This is a genomic window from Actinosynnema sp. CS-041913, from assembly GCF_050942485.1.
Taxonomy (GTDB): Bacteria; Actinomycetota; Actinomycetes; order Mycobacteriales; family Pseudonocardiaceae; genus Actinosynnema.
Window position 1 is genome coordinate 9,253,946 of sequence record NZ_CP192037.1, and the last position, 15,914, is coordinate 9,269,859.

Sequence of the window (15,914 nt, forward strand, 5' to 3'; positions counted from 1 at the left end):
TCTTCCGAAGATGGACGGGTCACGCTTTTGTGGGCGGGTAACCACTGCCTGTAGCCCTGCGTGGGCCATCCATGCGAGCAAGGCACAATAGGGCGTCAGTTCAGCGTCGACACAGGTCGGCGCCTTAGCGAACGAGGGGTACATGCCGCTTCTCCGCCGCGGGGATTTCGGTCCGGACGTAGCCGAGGTCAGGGCCACCCTGACCAGGCTCGGTCTGCTGTCCGATCCACAGCCGTCACAGGTGTTCGACCTGCCGGTCGAGCACGCGGTGCGCGCGTTCCAACAGCAGCGGGGTCTCATCACCGACGGCATCGTCGGCCCGGCCACCTACCGCGCCCTGCGCGACGCGACCTTCCGGCTGGGCGACCGCCCGCTGGCCTACCTGATGTCCCAGCCGGTCACCGGCGACGACGTGTCCGCGCTCCAGGAACGCCTGCTGGAACTCGGCTACGACGCGGGCCGGGCGAACGGCGAGTTCGGCCACCAGACGGAACAGGCGCTGCGCAGCTTCCAGCGGGACTACGGCCTCATCGTGGACGGCATGTGCGGCCCCGACACGGTGCGGGCGCTGCGCCAGCTCCAGCCGAAGGTCCGCGGCGGCCGGCCGGTGTTCCTGCGCGAGCAGGAGCGGGTCCGCAAGGCCGGCCCGAGGCTGTCCGGCAAGCGCATCATCATCGACCCGGGCCACGGCGGCGCCGACCGGGGCGTCGTGGTGGACGGGGTGTCCGAGGCCGACGTCATGCTCGACCTGGCCCGCCTCCTAGAGGGCAAGATGGCCGCGACCGGCATGGAGGCCCTGCTCACCAGGGGCCCCCGGCACTGCCCGGACGAGGGCGAGCGCGCCAAGTTCGCCAACGAGGCGGGCGCGGACCTGATCCTGTCCCTGCACGCCGACGCCAACCCGTCACCGCTGGCGTCGGGCGTGGCGACCTTCCACTTCGGCACCGGCAACGGCACGTCGTCCACGGTAGGAGAGGCGCTGGCGGGCTTCATCCAGCGCGAGATCGTCGCCCGCACCGGCCTGCTGGACTGCCGGACGCACCCCAAGACCTGGGACATGCTCCGGATGACCCGCTGCACGGCGGTCCGCGTGGAGGTCGGCTACCTGACCAATGATGGAGACCGGGCGAGGCTGGCGAACCCGTCGTTCCGGGACGTGGTGGCCGAGGGCATCCTGGTGGCGGTGAAACGCCTGTACCTGCTCGGCAAGGACGACCAGCCGACCGGGACGTTCACCCTGGACGACCTCGTGCGCCACGAGGTGACCACCGGGCAAGTCCGCTGACCAAGTGAGCCCTTGGGGTGGATTCCACCCCTGATCAGGGCTTGTCGGCCGGTGGAGCCACTAGCGTCGACCGCCGTGAAACCCGAACGCCTCACCACCGTCCGCAGTCGTGAGCTGGGTGCGGAACTCCGCGAGGCCCGCACCCGGATCAACCTCAACGCCGACAAGCTGTCCAAGTCGCTGGGCTGGTCGGCCAGCAAGGTAAGCAGGCTGGAGCACGGCCAGCGCGGAGCCAGCGACTTCGACCTGGGAGCCCTGCTCGGCCGCCTGGAGATAGACCCGGCCAGCCGCGCCCGCATCCGCCGCCTGATCCACGAACAGGACCTCGGGCACTTCCTGCGCTCCCACGACGGGAGGCTGGCGGACAACCTGACCTGCCTGATCATCCACGAGCGGGCCGCGCTCACCATGTGCAAGTACGAGCCGATGATCGTCCCGGGCCTGCTCCAGACGGAGGACTACGCCCGAACGGTGATCACTCAGAACGGTGTCGACTCCGCCGAAGAACTCGCCTTCATGCTGAAAGGCCGGATGGACCGCCAATCGGTGCTGGCCGGGCCGGACTCGCCGACCGCCGAGTTCTTCATCCACGAGACGAGCCTGGCAGGCAGGATCGGCTCCAACCGGATCATGCAGGACCAGATGATGCGGCTGTCCTTCATGTGCAACTGGGCACGCGTCCAGCCCCGGCTGATCCCGGCGTCGGCGGGCGGTCACCCGGCACTGTCCCACTCGTTCAACCTGATGACCTTCAAGCCGTCGGTGGGGCCGGTCGCGTACAGCGAGACGGACGTCGCGACCGTGTTCATCGAAGCCCCCGCCGCCATCAAGGCCTACGAGCGCAAGCGCGAGGTACTCGCAAGCCTCGCGCTCGATGCGGAACAATCGCGGTCGGCGTTCGCCCGCTGGGCGGACTTCTACGACCGTCGAGAGGACTGCGATGCCCGAGGCCCTGACGTGGCGTAAGAGCAGCTACAGCGGCGGCGGCAACACGGACTGCGTCGAGATCGCCCAAGCCGGGCGGGCGGTGGCGGTCCGGGACTCCAAGAACCCCACCGGTCCGGTGATTGCTTTCCCCCTGGGCAAGTGGCAGGCGTTCCTCCACCGACACCAGCCGTAGGGAGCGCCACAGCAAGGCGACTGGGCGGACGATGCGCCGTGCCACCTGCGCCGTCCGGGCTTCCCCGTCAGCGACAAGGGGTGGAGTGTGATTCGCGCGCTCAGCGCGGTAGCCGTAGGCGGACGACCGTCGAGAGGACTGCGATGCCCAAGGCCCTGACATGGCGTAAGAGCAGCTACAGCGGCGAGGGCGGCAGCAACTGCGTCAAGGTCGCGCAGGCCGGGCAGGCGGTGGCAGTCCGAGACTCCAAGAACCCCACCGGACCAGTGATCGCTTTCCCAGTGGGCAAGTGGCAGGCGTTCGTCACGGCTCACCGCGCCTGAGCTGTCGACAACGGCCGATTCTCGTCCATACCTGACGAAAACCAGGCTCTGACCGCCCCCGGACGACCGAGAGGGACCACCGTGCTGATCCGGTTCGAGGTGGCGAACTTCCGCTCGATCCTGGACCCGGTCGAACTCTCGATGGTCGCCGTCGACCGCGACCGCCCCGAGGCTCGGCCCGTGCCCAACCTGAACGAGAGCCTGCTGTCCGTGGCGGCCATCTACGGCCCCAACGCCTCCGGCAAGTCGAACGTCCTCGCCGCCCTGAACTGGCTCACGGCTGCCGTCGAGCACTCGCTGCGACTCTGGGACGAACGGATTCCCACCGAGCCCTCTGCCTTCGCGAGCGGTTCTGACCTCCTGACGGAGTTCACGGTGGAATCGGTCATCTCAGATGTCCGCTACGAGTACGTGGTGGAACTCGATCAGCAGCGCGTGCACTATGAAGGATTGTTCCACTACCCGGAGAAGAAACGTCGACGGATATTCGAGCGTGACGGCGAAGACCTCAAGCTCCAGCGCGGTCTGGGCAACGTGTCGGGCACGCGGGAACTGTTGACCCCGCGAACACTCGCACTCTCCATCGCTCAGCGCTTCGATGAACCTTTGATCTCCGATTTCTATCGTGATCTTGCCCTGACACAGGCATTCGGACTGATGCGGCGCGGGCGCACGGCTGCGCACCGGCCGACCTGCGAATGGTTCGACGATCCGGAGGACCGCAGCCGGTCAACGGCGATGCTGCGCATGGCCGATCTGGGGATCGATGACGTGATGATCGAGAGCGAGCACTCCCGGATTCGCCTCGTACACCGCACCGCGAATGATGAACGGGTGCCGTTCGGACTGGATGACGAGTCCGCCGGCACCCAGACGTGGTACCACCTCATCGGACCCGTCCTGACGGCCCTCCGACATGGCTCGCTTCTGCTGTTCGACGAGCTTGACGCGAGTCTGCACCCGACACTGTCGGCGCAACTGATCCGCCTCTTCCAGGACCCGGTGACGAACCCCCAAGGCGCGCAACTGATCTTCACCTCGCACGACACCAGCCTGCTGAACCACCTGAACCGGGACGAAGTCTGGCTCACCGAGAAGACCGAGAAAGGCACGACCCGGCTCGGCGCGTTGGCGGAGTTCGCGGGAGAACGTGTGCGAAAGTCACAGAACCTCGAAAACGCCTACCTGCACGGCAGATTCGGCGCGCTGCCGGATGTGAACCGCACCGAAGTGCTCCGAACGCTCCGGCTGATCGGCTGACGATGGCTCGGAGCAGGGTCACCCGCGTCGAAGGATCCACCACTCGGCCGGAACGCAAGACCAGCGCCGTGTACTGGAAAGGAGTCGCGTTCGAACCCGACTACCTCAACGACTCAAGCGGTTGCGCGAGGTTCGCGGCAACGCCGCGATCACTATCGAGATCGACCTGGAGCAGTGGGTGCCGCTCATCCTCGTAAAGCTCACTATCGCACACGCCACCAACAAAGAGGTCGATGAGTGCTGGTGCGTGATCGACGTCGAACGGTCCCGCACCACCCTGACCTCCAGCAAGCCATCCGTTTGGCGAAGGGCTCGCCCGGCGCGGCAACCCGTAGCCCTACGACCGTCGAGAGGACCGCGATGACCAAGGCCCTGACGTGGCGCAAGAGCAGCTACAGCGGCGGCGCGAACACCGACTGCGTCGAGATCGCCCAGGCCGGCCAGGCGGTGGCGGTCCGCGACTCGAAGAACCCCACCGGTCCGGTGATTGCTTTCCCCCTGGGCAAGTGGCAGGCGTTCCTGGCCGCCATCGAGCCGCGCTAAGCCAGCACGACCCACAGGTACAGCGCCACCAGCAGCCCGCACAGCACGGTGTGCGTGATCGGATGCCGCACCAGCAAAGCCACGAACTCCCGCAGGAACGCACTCGGCAGGAAGTACCAGGCCGTCCGCGACCCGATGACCTCCAGCCTCATCCGCATCCGCCGGGCGAGCACGGCGGTTCGGAACACGTGGAAGTTGTTGGTCACCGCCACGGTCCGGCCGCTGTGCCCGCGCGCGTCCAGCAGAGCCCGGCTGTACCGCAGGTTCTCCTCGGTGCTGGTCGCCCGGTCCTCCACCACGATCGCGGCCGGAGGCACGTCGCGGCCGATCAGGTACCGGCGCATCGCCACCGCCTCCGAAACGTCCTCATCAGCCCCCTGACCACCGGAAACGACCACCAGCGGCGAGTGCCCCGCGGCCACCTCGCGGCGGAACACGGTGACGGCGCGGTCCAGGCGGCCGGCCAGCAGGGGTGGCACGCGGGAGCCGTTGAGGCCTGCTCCGAGGACGATCACGGCGTCGAAGCCCGTGCGGCGGCCGGTCTTGCCGTAGATGATCGAGTACAGCAGCAGGCTGACGAACAGGAACGCCACGTACGCCGAGACGATCACCAGCGACCCGACCACGGCGTGCACCCACGTCCGGTCATCGATCAAGGCGAACCCGAACACGACCACCAGACTGATGATCGCCAGGCCGGTGAGCAGCGACAACAGGTTCGCCAGGCCCCACCCCTCGCGCCGGAGCATGACCACGCCGTTGACGATCAGCGCCACCGGCAGCACCAGCCCCGCCCCCAACGCCCCCAGCAGGAACGCCGACCGGATGACGTCGTCCAGCCACGCCGGCAGGTCGTCCCGCGACACCACCCAGAGCAGCGCGAACACCAGCGTCAGGCCCAGCCAGACCGCATTGGCCATCCGACGCCGGTCGCGACGCACGCCCAGCCCGAACAACACAGCCGACACCACGGCGATGATCGCGAACAGCACGACGCCAACGTAATCGGCGCACCGGCCGGCCGCCCAGCCCTCAGCGCTCCGGCATCTCCCACGGGGGCAACGGCAGCACCTGCCCGGTCTCCAGCAGCGTCTTCAGGTTGGACAGCACGGCCGCCCAGCCCGACGCCGCCTGCGCCCGCTCGGCCCCGTCGGCCAGGCCCTCGTGGGTCACGGTGAGCCGCACAGTCTCGCCGTACGGCTGGATGAGGAACGTGACGGTGGACGACACCGCCACGTCCGCCGGGTCCTTCCACGTCGTCACCAGGCGGTGCGGCGGATCGCTCTCCAGCACCTCGCCCACCACGTCGTCGATGCCCGACCCGTCCGCCCGGCGGTGGGCCCACGACGAACCCACCTGCCAGTCCGACACGTTGTGGTGCCCCCAGTAGGCGGCCGTCAGGTCGGCATCGGTCAGCGCCTCCCAGACCTTCTCGGGGGTGCTGTTGATGTAGGTCACGTACACGAACTCTGGCTTCATCGCGGCCTCCGCCTGTCGTTTGATCGCGCTCAACGCCCGCAGCCGGGGTTGGTCGAACCGCCCGATCCACCGTTCCTGGATCTCGTGCAGCGGCACCGGGTTGAGGTAGTGCAGCTTCTCCCTGCCCCGGCGGACGGTGGTGATCAGGTTCGCGGCCTCCAGCACGCCCAGGTGCTGCGTCGCGGACTGCCGGGTCATGCCCACCCGGGCGCACAGCTCGCCGAGCGTCTGGCCGTTCTCCTCGCGGAGCCGGTCCAGCAGGTAGCGCCGGGTCTCGTCCGCGAGGGCCTTGAACACCTTGTCCACACCCACAGTAATGCAGTCAAATACCTGCATGTCAACTCACGCCAAAGAAACCGCAGGTCAGAGCGAGAAATCAGACGGGACGGAAGCTCGGTTCGGCCGTCGACACGGTCACCGAGTCGAGCAGGCGCTCCAACGCCGCCTCGACGTCTTCCTTCCACGAGGACGCGCTGCGCAGCTCCAGCCGCAGCCGGGGCCAGCGGGGGTGTGGCCGCACGGTCTTGAAGCCCACCTGCAGCAGGAAGTCGGCCGGCGTCACGCACGACCGCTCGGCCTCGTCCGGCCGGTTGTCCCCGAACGCCTCGATGGCCTTCACGCCGCGCCGGGTCAGGTCCTTCGCCACGGTCTGCACCAGCACGCGCCCGAGCCCGCCGCCGCGGAACTCCGGCAGCACCTCCAGGCCCGTCATCAGCACCGCGTCGGGGCTGGCGGGGGAGGTGGGGAAGGCGAGCGACCTCGGCACGGCCGCCGGCGGCGCGTAGAACACGGAACCGGCCGGGATGCCGTCGCAGTAGATGATCCGGCCGCACGAGCCCCATTCGAGCAGGACGCTGGACACCCAGGCTTCCTTCTCGAACTCGGTGTCCCCGAACTCCTCGGCCTGGTCCTTCAGGTGCGGCGCCAGCTCCCAGAACACGCACGTCCGGCTGTGCTTGGAGAGGTGCTCCAGGTTGTCCAGAGTGACGCCCACAACGCGTCGCGACACCCCGACCTCCCAACCCCCGAATGCGACCCCTACGAAGGATAGGCGGAGGTGGCCCCCGTCTGGAAGGCGAATGCCCCGAACGGGACGGCGGTTACACTCAGCCGGGAACGAACCCGCCGGTAACCCGTACGAACACACCCGCCGGTAACCGCTACTACGTCGGAGTTCCCCGTGAATGTGCCCGGACAGCCCGCCAAGCAAGGGCCCAGGAGTCTCGATCCCCACCTGCGCCGGTACGCGGCGCGCACGGCGGGGATGACGGCATCGGAGATCCGGGCGCTGTTCGCGGTGGCAAGCCGACCCGAGGTGGTGTCCCTGGCGGGAGGGATGCCCCACCTGGCGGCGCTCCCCCTGGAGTCCCTGTCGACCGAGATCGGCGACCTGATCGCGCACGACGGCCTCGTGGCGTTGCAGTACGGCTCGGCGCACGGCGTGCCCGAGCTGCGCGAGCAGATCTGCGACGTGATGGCGCTGGAGGGCATCCACGCCCATCCGGATGACGTCGTCGTCACCGTGGGTTCCCAGATGGGCCTGGACATGGTGACCAGGATCTTCTGTGATCCCGGTGACGTCGTGCTGGCCGAGGGTCCGTCGTACGTGGGCGCGCTGGGGTCGTTCTCGGCGTACCAGGCGCAGGTCGTGCACGTCGTCATGGACGCCGACGGCCTGGTGCCCGAGGCGCTGAAGGAAGCCATCCTCGCGGTCGAACGCGCAGGTCAGCGGGTCAAGTTCCTCTACACGATCCCGAACTTCCACAACCCGGCCGGCGTCACGCTGGCCGTGCGGCGGCGGGCCGAGGTGCTCGATATCTGCCGTGCGCACGGCATCCTGGTCGTGGAGGACAACCCGTACGGGCTGCTGGGCTTCGACGGCGTGACGTACCCGGCGCTGCGGTCCACCGACCCGGACAACGTGGTCTACCTGGGCTCGTTCTCCAAGACGTTCGCCGCGGGCCTGCGCGTGGGCTGGGTGCTCGCGCCGCACGCCGTGCGGGAGAAGCTGGTGCTGGCCGCCGAGTCCGCCACGCTGTGCCCGCCGACGCTGAACCAGCTAATCGTGTCCCGCTACCTGTCGACGCACGACTGGAAGGGCCAGGTCAAGACCTACCGCGAGGCCTACCGGGAACGCCGGGACGCGGCGATCTCGGCGCTGGAGCAGCACATGCCGGCTGGTTCCACGTGGAACAAGCCGAACGGCGGGTTCTACGTCTGGCTGACCGTGCCCGAGGGCATCGACACCAAGGCCATGCTGCCGCGTGCCATCACGCAGCGCGTGGCGTACGCGTCCGGCACCGGGTTCTACGCGGACGGGTTGGGCAGCAGGCAACTGCGCATCTCGTACTGCTACCCGACGCCGGAGCGCATCCGGGAAGGCGTGCGCCGCCTGGCGGACGTCATCAAGGACGAGTTGGAGCTGCACGAGACGTTCGGGCCCACGGCCGCGCGATCGCTCCCCGGTCTGCAGACGCCGTCACCCGACACCGCCTGACGGCCCGCAGCCCCGTCGCCCCACACCGCCTGATCAGGAGAAGAGAAGTTGTCTGACCGCTGGGTCGCAGTGCTGTCCGGTGGTCTGTCGCACGAGCGGGAGGTGAGCCTGCGATCCGGTCGCCGGCTCTCCGCCGCGCTGCGTTCGGCGGGCCTGGTCGTGGAGGAGTGGGACGCCGACGCCCAACTCCTGACCAAGCTGCGCGAGCACCGGCCCGATGCCGTCGTGGTGGCGCTGCACGGGGGCGAGGGCGAGAACGGGTCGGTGCAGACGATCCTGGAACTCGTCGGGGTGCCGTTCGTCGGCACGGACTCGCGTGCGTGCCGCCGGGCGTGGGACAAGCCGACCGCCAAGGCCGAGCTGACGCGCGCCGGCCTGACGACGCCGGAGTGGACCGTGCTGCCGCGCGCGACGTTCCGCGAACTCGGCGCGCAGCCGGTGCTGGACGCGATGGTGGACAAGCTCGGCCTGCCGCTGATGCTCAAGCCGGACCAGGGCGGGTCCGCGCTCGGCGCCCAGGTGGTCCGGGACTCGGCGGACCTGCCGGCCGCGATGGTCGGCTGCCTGGCGTACGGGAACACCGTGCTGGCGGAGCGGTACGTCGAAGGCGTCGAGGTGGCCGTGACGGTGGTCGACGGCCCGGACGGGCCCTACGCCCTGCCGCCGGTCGAGATCGTGCCGGAGAACGACATCTACGACTACAACGCGCGGTACACCGCCGGGCTGACCGACTTCCACGCGCCGGCACGGCTGGACGCGAACGCGGCGCGGGCGGTCGGGGAGTTGGCGATCTCGGCGCACCGGCTGTTGGGTCTGCGGGACGTGTCGCGGACGGACGCGATCGTCGCGGCCGACGGCACGGTGCACTTCCTCGAAGTGAACGTGTCGCCGGGACTCACCGAGACCTCGCTGCTGCCGATGGCGGTCGAGGCGGCCGGACAGTCGTTGGGGGAGATCTACTCGGGGCTCATCGAGCGCGCTGTTTCACGTTGAACATTGCTTAGGACTCAACTACGGCCCGCATCCGTTCGGATGCGGGCCGTATTCATCACCGTGACATAAGACCCGTGGGTGATCATACGTCCGAAGAACGTGTCCGATTTGTCGCATCCGGCGCCATGAGGTGGATGATCCGCTCAAGATCGTCCACCGAGCCGAACTCGACCACGATCCGACCCTTCCGCTGCCCCAACTCGACCTTCACCCGCGTGTCGAAGTTGTCCGACAGCCGCTCCGCCAGCTCCTGCAACCCCGGCGCCTGGATCGGCTTCCGCCGCACCTGCTTCGCCTTCGCGGGCTCGGCCGACTTCGCCAGCGTCACCGCTTCCTCGGTCGCCCGCACCGACATGCCCTCGGCGATGATCCGGGTGGCCAGCTCCTCCTGGACCCCCGGGTCCTCCAGCCCGAGCAACGCCCGCGCGTGCCCCGCCGACAGCACGCCCGCCGCGACCCGCCGCTGCACGGGGAGGGGGAGCTTCAGCAGCCGGATGGTGTTCGTGACGACCGGGCGGCTGCGGCCGATGCGGTCGGCCAGTTCCTCGTGCGTGACGCCGAACTCCTCCAGTAGCTGCTGATACGCCGACGCCTCCTCCAGCGGGTTGAGCTGCACGCGGTGGATGTTCTCCAGCAGCGCGTCGCGCAGCATCACGTCGTCGGCGGTCTGCCGGACGATCGCCGGGATCGTTTTCAGACCCGCGAGCTGGGTGGCACGCCAGCGGCGCTCGCCCATCACCAGCTCGTAGGTGTCCGGCCCGGTCGCCCGCACCACGATCGGCTGCATGAGGCCGAACTCGCGGATGGAGTGCTCCAGCTCGTGCAGCGCCTCCTCGTCGAACACCTGCCGGGGCTGCTTCGGGTTGGTCCGGATCGACGTGACCGACAGCTCCTGGTACACCGCGCCGGCCACCTCGCCCGACGGCGTCGCGTCGGACGAGGGCGCAGGGGTGGCGCCGTTCGGGACGGCCCGGATCGGCGTCGGCGCACCCGCCGGTGGGCCGCTCGGGATCAGGGCCGCGAGACCGCGACCGAGGCCACCCTTGCGCTGCTCCGTCATGCCGACCCCATCTCCGCGCCGAACTCGGCGATCTCCCGTGCCGCGTCGAGGTAGCTCATCGCGCCCCGTGAACCGGGATCGTAGGTGAGCACCGTCTGACCGAATCCTGGTGCCTCGGAGACCTTCACGCTGCGCGGGATCACCGTTTTGAGCACCGTGTCGCCGAAGTGGCCGCGCACCTCGCTGGTCACCTGGTCGGCCAGCTTCGTGCGGCCGTCGTACATGGTGAGCAAGATCGTGGACACGAGCAGCGTCGGGTTGAGGTGCGCCTGGACGAGTTCGATGTTCCGCAGCAACTGCCCCAGCCCCTCCAGCGCGTAGTACTCGCACTGGATCGGGATGAGCACCTCCTGGGCGGCGACCATCGCGTTGACGGTCAGCAGGCCCAGCGACGGCGGGCAGTCGATGAACACGTAGTCCGGGCGGATCGGGTCCAGCGCCTCGGGGCTGAGCGCTTCCTTGAGCCGCGACTCGCGGGCGACCATCGAGACGAGTTCGATCTCCGCGCCCGCGAGGTCGATCGTGGCGGGCACGCAGAAGAGGTTGGGGGACTGGTTGCTGACCTGGGCGGCCTCGGCGACCGACAGCTCGCCGATCAGCACCTCGTACACGGACGGCGTGCCGGACCGGTGCTCGACGGCCAGCGCGGTGCTCGCGTTGCCCTGCGGGTCGAGGTCGATCACGAGCACCTTGAGGCCGTGGATGGCGAGCGCGGCGGCGAGGTTCACCGTGCTGGTCGTCTTGCCGACGCCGCCCTTCTGGTTCGCGACGGTGAGGACGCGGCGGTGGGTCGGCTTGGGGAGTTGGAGGGAGTCGGGGTGCAGCACACGGGTAGCGCGCGCTGCTTCCTCCGCGATGGGGGTCCACACGGTGCTGTCTCCTGCGTTGTCGTCCGAGCCGTTGGCAGTCGGTCCGTCGGCGTCCGGTCGGTTGTCGGGGCGGAGCACTTCACCCGCGCCCACCGCGCCCTCCCGGTCGGTTTCACGTGAAACACCGGCCGCGTGGAACACCGGTTGCAGGGGGTCGGGATACACGGTCACCGATCCTTCCTCTTGCGACGCGCGCCGTCACGGCGGCTCGCCTGCTCCTCGCGCTCCACGAGCACGACCGTCGTCGGCACTTCGAGTAGTTCGCCACCACAGGTGGTGACCCGGCCTCCGATACCCCCGGCCCGCCGCACCGCCTGGGCGTCCCGCTCCAGCTCCTCGCCGGCGCTCTCGCCCTTGAGGGCGACGAGCTGACCACCGGGCCGGAGCAGCGGCAGGCACCACCGGGCGAGCCGCTCCAGCGGGGCGACCGCGCGGGCCGTCACGACATCGCTGCCGGCCACCTGCTCCCGCACCGCCGCCTCCTCGGCTCGTCCCCGCAACACCCGAGCGCTCAGACCGAGAGAGTCGACCACTTCGGTCAGCCACGCCACCCGACGTGCCATCGGCTCCAGCAGGATCAGGTCGAGGTCGGGTCGGGCGATCGCCAGGGGGATGCCCGGCAGGCCCGCGCCCGAGCCTACGTCCACGACGCGGCAACCCTGGGGGAGCAACTCCGCGACAACGGCCGAATTCAGGATGTGCCGGTCCCAGAGGCGGTCGACTTCCCGCGGGCCGATGAGGCCGCGTTCGACGCCGTGCTCGATGAGCAGGTTCGTGAAGGCGACCGCCTTGGGGTAGTGATCGCCGAACACCCGCTTCGCGCGGTCCTCCAGAGCTACGGCCATGTCTCCGTCGTTTCACGTGAAACCACACGGCGGTGGTCGGCCGGTGGGTTGATGGGGGCGTCCACGGGGGCTTCGAGCGCCCCACGACTGTGCCGACGCCCACTATGACGGATCACCCCGGCGACACGCCAAATTAGGACGACCAGAACGGCGTGTTTCACGTGAAACGAGCAATCCGGCCGTCAAGTGGGCGCGTGCGGTACATCTCCAGTCCGATGTCGACCGACTCGACGTGGTCGAGCGCGGGCACGTCCTCAAGCGGGAACCACTCCGCCCGGTCGGTCGTGCCGCCCACCTCGTAGGTCAGGTCGCCGCCGACGATCTTCGCCTCGTACAAGATCCGGATGCGGTGGTAGTCGAGATCGACCCCGTCCCGGTTGAGCGGACCGTGCACGTTCTGGATGCCGAGCAACTGGCGGACTTCGGCGTGGTAGCCGGTCTCCTCGAACACCTCGCGGATCACCGCGTCGTACGGGTCCTCGCCGTGGTCGACGCCGCCGCCTGGCAGGATCCACCTCGGTCGCTCCGGCCCCAGCCATCGCGAGAGCAGGATGCGCCCCTCGTCGATGATCACTGCGTAGGCGGCGACGCGCAGCTTCCGGATGATCTCAGTCATGCCGCGACCGTTTCACGTGAAACACGAGCAGGGGAAGTCCTCCGCCCGAAGCAGAGTCGACCATCACGCGGACACGAAAACGGCCCCTGGTTTCACGTGAAACCAGGGGCCGCTCTCCGACAGAACCCTAGGGCTTGGGTAGCACCACAACGCGGCGCTGCGGCTCCTCGCCCTCACTCTCGCTGTGCACGCCCGCCACCGCCGCGACGGCGTCGTGGACGACCTTGCGCTCAAACGGGGTCATCGGGTGCAGCCGCACCTTCTCCCCGGACGCCAGCACCTTCTCCGCCGTCGTCTTGCCGAGGTCCGCGAGTTCCGCCCGCCGACCCGCCCGCCAGCCGGCGATGTCCAGCATGAGCCGGCTGCGCACGCCGGTCTCCTGCTGCACGGCCAGCCGGGTGAGCTCCTGCAGCGACTCCAGCACGGTGCCGCGGGGCCCGACCAGCTTCTCCAAGTCGTCACCGCCGTCGATGCTCACGATCGCCCGACCCGCCTCGACATCGAGGTCGATGTCCCCGTCGTAGTCGAGCAGGTCGAGCAGCCGCTCCAGGTAGTCCCCCGCGATGTCGCCCTCTTGGACGAGCAGGTCCTCCGAACTCCCCGACCGCACCGGTGGGGCTTCGTCAGCCTCCGGCGTGTCCACGTCGGTAGCCTGCAACGTCTCCGACACGATGTCTCCTCTCCAGGGTCAACGACGCCTCTTGTTGCCCTGCTTCTTGCCCGCGGATCGGCCTGGGCTCAGACCGGGAATCTCGGTGGACGGCTTGCCGTTCGCGGCCGGCTCGTCCGACGGTGGGGTGTCCTGCTTCTTCTCCTCGGCCGCCGGCTTCGGGTCGACGGGCTTCGGGTCGACGGGCTTCGGGTCGACGGGCTTGGCCGCCTTCGCGCCGGCCGGCGGCTTCACACCCGGCGCGGGCTTGGCGCCCGGCTTCGGCTTCACGCCGGGCTTGGGCGCGAGCGCCTGGCGCTGCTGCGTCGCCTCGGCCTTCTTGGCGGCTTCCTCGCGGTCGATGCGGTGGTACACGACGTACTGCTGCGCCAGCGTCCACGCGTTGTTGCTCAGCCAGTAGAGCAGGATCGCGACGGGGAAGAAGAGACCGCCGACCAGGACGCCGACCGGGAAGATGTACAGCGTCAGCTTGTTCATGATCGCGGTCTGCGGGTTGTCCGCCGCCGCCTGCGTCTGCCGGGCCACCGAGTGCCGCGCGGTGAAGTGGGTGGCGATCGACGCGATGATCATCAACGGGATCGACACCAGCATCACGGCGTTGCGGGAGGTCGCGAACTGCGCCAGCTCGTTGGCGGGCATCGTGATGAACGTCGACAGGTTCGCGCCGAACAGCTTGGCGTTGACGAACGACTCCACGCCCTGGGCGTCGAAGAAGTAGACCTCGCCCCAGCCGGGCTTGAACGAGCGCAGCACGTGGAACAGGCCGATGAACACCGGGATCTGCACCAGCATCGGCAGGCAGCCGCCGAGCGGGTTCACCCCGTGCTCGGACTGGAGCTTCTGCATCTCCTGCGCCTGGCGCTGCCGGTCGTTCGCGTACTTCTTCTTGATCTTCTGGAGTTCCGGCGCGAACTCCTGCATCTTGCGCATCGAGCGCACCTGGCCGACGAACGGCTTGAACAGCAGGGCGCGCAGCGTGAAGACGAGGAACACCACGGACAACGCCCATGCGAACCCGCTCGACTCGCCGAAGATGTGGCCGAACACCCAGTGCCAACACCACAGGATGAAGGACACCGGGTAGTAGATGAAGTTGAGCACTAGCTACTCCTCGGCAGGAAGGTCGGGGACCGTGGTTCGCCTCGGCGGAACGGGGTCCAGGCCACCAGGGTGCCAGGGTCCGCAGCGGCCCAGCCGGCGGATGGCCAGCCAGGAGCCGCGCAGCGGACCGTGGACGGTCAGCGCTTCCACCGCGTAGGCGCTGCAACTCGGGTGGAAACGGCAGGTCGGGGGCAACGCGGGGGAGATGAACCGCCGGTAGAACCGGATCGGCAACAACAGCGCCCGCGTCACGGGACTCACCCGGTCGGTCATCGCAGCAGCCTGCGCAGCGCGGCGTCGAAGTCGTGCCCCAGCTCGGCGCTGCTCGCCTCGGCGGCCGGCGCGAGCGCGCGGACGACGAGCGACGTGCCGGCGGGCAGGTCGCCGAGCCGGTCCCGCACGACGTGCCGGAGCTTGCGGCTCACCCGGTGGCGGACCACCGAGTTGCCCACGGCCTTGCTCACGACGAAGCCCACCTTGGACGGGTCCAAGGTGGGCTGCGCCGTACGAGTCGGCTCCGCCTCGACGCCCGCGGCCGGAAGGCCCGGCACCAGGGCGTGCACGACCAGCCGGGGCCGGCCGGCCCGGCGGCCTCGGCGGACCACCAGGCCGAAGTCCTGGCTGCGGGTCAGCCGGTTGGCCGCGGGTAGCACGGCGCTGCGGCGATCAGGCGGAAAGCTGCGTGCGGCCCTTGCTGCGGCGCGCGGCCAGAATGGCGCGACCGGCGCGGGTGCGCATACGCAGCCGGAACCCGTGCGTCTTGGCGCGGCGGCGGTTGTTGGGCTGGAAGGTGCGCTTACCCTTGCTCACGGTCGGACTCCCGGTGCTGAACGTCTGTGGTCGTCCCCGGCGGGTCCATGGGCGCGCGCAAAGAGCACGCCTCGCAAGCGGAGACCGTTCCAGGGTACGCAGCCCCGGGGGCGGGACTCAAATCGGGGTCGCCGGCAGGGTCTCGGCGAGCACGTTGGGCGACGTGCCGAGCACGTAAAACGCTTGCGACGACCTACGCCTTGTGGCATGGCCCGCACCTTGTTAGCGTGCTGCCTTCGCGGGTAGGCCGTGGGCCGGCACAGACGTCGCCACACGCCACCGCTGGGTGTTCGGGAGCAACGGGGGGATCCGCTGCACTCCGACGCGCGCGTTCGTGCACAGTTGTGGATAACTCTGTGGATGCCTCTATTCTCCGTGTCCACGTCGTGGCAGTCCCCGGGGGCTGACCGCGGGGGAGTCACCGAGGGGAGGGGAGCGCGGAG

20 protein-coding genes are annotated in these 15,914 nt (G+C 69.1%); 8 read left to right on the top strand and 12 right to left on the bottom strand.

Annotated elements, in window-relative coordinates; translation table 11 throughout:
* The first annotated feature begins 142 nt into the window (after positions 1-142).
* The 6 genes from ACQPZF_RS42050 (at position 143) to ACQPZF_RS42075 (ending at position 4,531) form a co-directional block, all read left to right on the top strand.
* The gene (locus tag ACQPZF_RS42050; protein ID WP_433266877.1) at positions 143-1,285 is read left to right on the top strand and encodes an N-acetylmuramoyl-L-alanine amidase; all 1,143 of its coding nucleotides are present in this window, start codon (positions 143-145) and stop codon (positions 1,283-1,285) included.
* 75 nt (positions 1,286-1,360) lie between these two features.
* The gene (locus tag ACQPZF_RS42055; RefSeq protein WP_433266879.1) at positions 1,361-2,251 is read left to right on the top strand and encodes a helix-turn-helix domain-containing protein; all 891 of its coding nucleotides are present in this window, start codon (positions 1,361-1,363) and stop codon (positions 2,249-2,251) included.
* Entirely contained in the window at positions 2,226-2,405 is a 180-nt protein-coding gene (locus ACQPZF_RS42060; RefSeq protein ID WP_433266881.1) for a DUF397 domain-containing protein, read from the top strand. The genes ACQPZF_RS42055 and ACQPZF_RS42060 overlap by 26 nt, the downstream gene beginning before the upstream one ends.
* 143 nt (positions 2,406-2,548) lie before the next feature.
* Positions 2,549-2,728, top strand: a complete 180-nt coding sequence (locus tag ACQPZF_RS42065; protein ID WP_433266883.1) for a DUF397 domain-containing protein — start codon at positions 2,549-2,551, stop codon at positions 2,726-2,728.
* An 81-nt stretch (positions 2,729-2,809) separates the two neighbouring features.
* Positions 2,810-3,988 (top strand): AAA family ATPase, encoded by a 1,179-nt coding sequence (locus tag ACQPZF_RS42070; RefSeq protein ID WP_433266885.1) that lies wholly within the window; start codon positions 2,810-2,812, stop codon positions 3,986-3,988.
* Between the two features lie 360 nt (positions 3,989-4,348).
* Entirely contained in the window at positions 4,349-4,531 is a 183-nt protein-coding gene (locus ACQPZF_RS42075; protein WP_433266887.1) for a DUF397 domain-containing protein, read from the top strand.
* Here ACQPZF_RS42075 and ACQPZF_RS42080 read toward each other — a convergent pair.
* The 3 genes from ACQPZF_RS42080 to ACQPZF_RS42090 all read right to left on the bottom strand — a co-directional run bounded on the left by ACQPZF_RS42080 (position 4,528) and on the right by ACQPZF_RS42090 (position 7,019).
* Positions 4,528-5,523 (bottom strand): YdcF family protein, encoded by a 996-nt coding sequence (locus ACQPZF_RS42080; protein WP_433266888.1) that lies wholly within the window; start codon positions 5,521-5,523, stop codon positions 4,528-4,530. The two genes, ACQPZF_RS42075 and ACQPZF_RS42080, sit on opposite strands and share 4 nt — an antisense overlap.
* Before the next feature lie 40 nt (positions 5,524-5,563).
* Positions 5,564-6,316: an ArsR/SmtB family transcription factor gene (locus ACQPZF_RS42085; RefSeq protein WP_433266890.1), complete on the bottom strand. Its 753-nt coding sequence runs from the start codon at positions 6,314-6,316 to the stop codon at positions 5,564-5,566.
* 70 nt (positions 6,317-6,386) lie between these two features.
* Positions 6,387-7,019 carry a GNAT family N-acetyltransferase gene (locus ACQPZF_RS42090; protein ID WP_433266892.1) on the bottom strand — a complete coding sequence of 211 codons (633 nt, stop codon included), beginning with the start codon at positions 7,017-7,019 and terminating at the stop codon, positions 6,387-6,389.
* A 171-nt stretch (positions 7,020-7,190) separates the two neighbouring features.
* Between ACQPZF_RS42090 and ACQPZF_RS42095 the strand changes: the two genes are divergently transcribed.
* Positions 7,191-8,507, top strand: a complete 1,317-nt coding sequence (locus tag ACQPZF_RS42095; protein ID WP_433266894.1) for a PLP-dependent aminotransferase family protein — start codon at positions 7,191-7,193, stop codon at positions 8,505-8,507.
* A 48-nt stretch (positions 8,508-8,555) separates the two neighbouring features.
* The gene (locus tag ACQPZF_RS42100) at positions 8,556-9,500 is read left to right on the top strand and encodes a D-alanine--D-alanine ligase family protein (RefSeq protein ID WP_433266897.1); all 945 of its coding nucleotides are present in this window, start codon (positions 8,556-8,558) and stop codon (positions 9,498-9,500) included.
* A gap of 82 nt (positions 9,501-9,582) precedes the next feature.
* On the opposite strand, the gene ACQPZF_RS42105 is transcribed toward ACQPZF_RS42100, so the two are convergent.
* The 9 genes from ACQPZF_RS42105 to rpmH form a co-directional block, all read right to left on the bottom strand.
* Positions 9,583-10,560: a ParB/RepB/Spo0J family partition protein gene (locus ACQPZF_RS42105; RefSeq protein WP_433266898.1), complete on the bottom strand. Its 978-nt coding sequence runs from the start codon at positions 10,558-10,560 to the stop codon at positions 9,583-9,585.
* Entirely contained in the window at positions 10,557-11,429 is an 873-nt protein-coding gene (locus ACQPZF_RS42110; protein WP_433274964.1) for a ParA family protein, read from the bottom strand. The genes ACQPZF_RS42105 and ACQPZF_RS42110 overlap by 4 nt, the downstream gene beginning before the upstream one ends.
* A gap of 167 nt (positions 11,430-11,596) precedes the next feature.
* Complete coding sequence (rsmG, locus tag ACQPZF_RS42115) at positions 11,597-12,274, bottom strand: 16S rRNA (guanine(527)-N(7))-methyltransferase RsmG (protein WP_433266900.1); 678 nt, start codon at positions 12,272-12,274, stop codon at positions 11,597-11,599.
* Between the two features lie 157 nt (positions 12,275-12,431).
* Positions 12,432-12,890 carry an NUDIX hydrolase gene (locus ACQPZF_RS42120; protein WP_433266902.1) on the bottom strand — a complete coding sequence of 153 codons (459 nt, stop codon included), beginning with the start codon at positions 12,888-12,890 and terminating at the stop codon, positions 12,432-12,434.
* A gap of 127 nt (positions 12,891-13,017) precedes the next feature.
* Complete coding sequence (locus tag ACQPZF_RS42125) at positions 13,018-13,560, bottom strand: protein jag (RefSeq protein WP_433266904.1); 543 nt, start codon at positions 13,558-13,560, stop codon at positions 13,018-13,020.
* An 18-nt stretch (positions 13,561-13,578) separates the two neighbouring features.
* Positions 13,579-14,661: a membrane protein insertase YidC gene (yidC, locus tag ACQPZF_RS42130; protein ID WP_433266906.1), complete on the bottom strand. Its 1,083-nt coding sequence runs from the start codon at positions 14,659-14,661 to the stop codon at positions 13,579-13,581.
* A 3-nt stretch (positions 14,662-14,664) separates the two neighbouring features.
* Positions 14,665-14,934, bottom strand: a complete 270-nt coding sequence (gene yidD / locus ACQPZF_RS42135) for a membrane protein insertion efficiency factor YidD (protein WP_433266908.1) — start codon at positions 14,932-14,934, stop codon at positions 14,665-14,667.
* A complete protein-coding gene (gene rnpA / locus ACQPZF_RS42140) occupies positions 14,931-15,314 on the bottom strand; it encodes a ribonuclease P protein component (protein ID WP_433266910.1) in 384 nt (127 codons plus the stop codon). Before rnpA ends, yidD begins: the two co-directional genes overlap by 4 nt.
* 13 nt (positions 15,315-15,327) lie before the next feature.
* Positions 15,328-15,471, bottom strand: a complete 144-nt coding sequence (gene rpmH, locus ACQPZF_RS42145) for a 50S ribosomal protein L34 (protein ID WP_433266912.1) — start codon at positions 15,469-15,471, stop codon at positions 15,328-15,330.
* Positions 15,472-15,914: the final 443 nt, after the last annotated feature.

What these genes read in the sequence shown, in the direction of transcription:
- ACQPZF_RS42050 (WP_433266877.1), top strand. Translation starts at nt 143, where the DNA reads ATGCCGCTTCTCCGCCGCGGGGATTTCGGTCCGGACGTAGCCGAGGTC.
- ACQPZF_RS42060 (WP_433266881.1), top strand. Translation starts at nt 2,226, where the DNA reads ATGCCCGAGGCCCTGACGTGGCGTAAGAGCAGCTACAGCGGCGGCGGC.
- ACQPZF_RS42065 (WP_433266883.1), top strand. Translation starts at nt 2,549, where the DNA reads ATGCCCAAGGCCCTGACATGGCGTAAGAGCAGCTACAGCGGCGAGGGC.
- ACQPZF_RS42075 (WP_433266887.1), top strand. Translation starts at nt 4,349, where the DNA reads ATGACCAAGGCCCTGACGTGGCGCAAGAGCAGCTACAGCGGCGGCGCG.
- ACQPZF_RS42105 (WP_433266898.1), bottom strand. Translation starts at nt 10,560, where the DNA reads ATGACGGAGCAGCGCAAGGGTGGCCTCGGTCGCGGTCTCGCGGCCCTG.
- rsmG (WP_433266900.1), bottom strand. Translation starts at nt 12,274, where the DNA reads ATGGCCGTAGCTCTGGAGGACCGCGCGAAGCGGGTGTTCGGCGATCAC.
- ACQPZF_RS42120 (WP_433266902.1), bottom strand. Translation starts at nt 12,890, where the DNA reads ATGACTGAGATCATCCGGAAGCTGCGCGTCGCCGCCTACGCAGTGATC.
- yidD (WP_433266908.1), bottom strand. Translation starts at nt 14,934, where the DNA reads ATGACCGACCGGGTGAGTCCCGTGACGCGGGCGCTGTTGTTGCCGATC.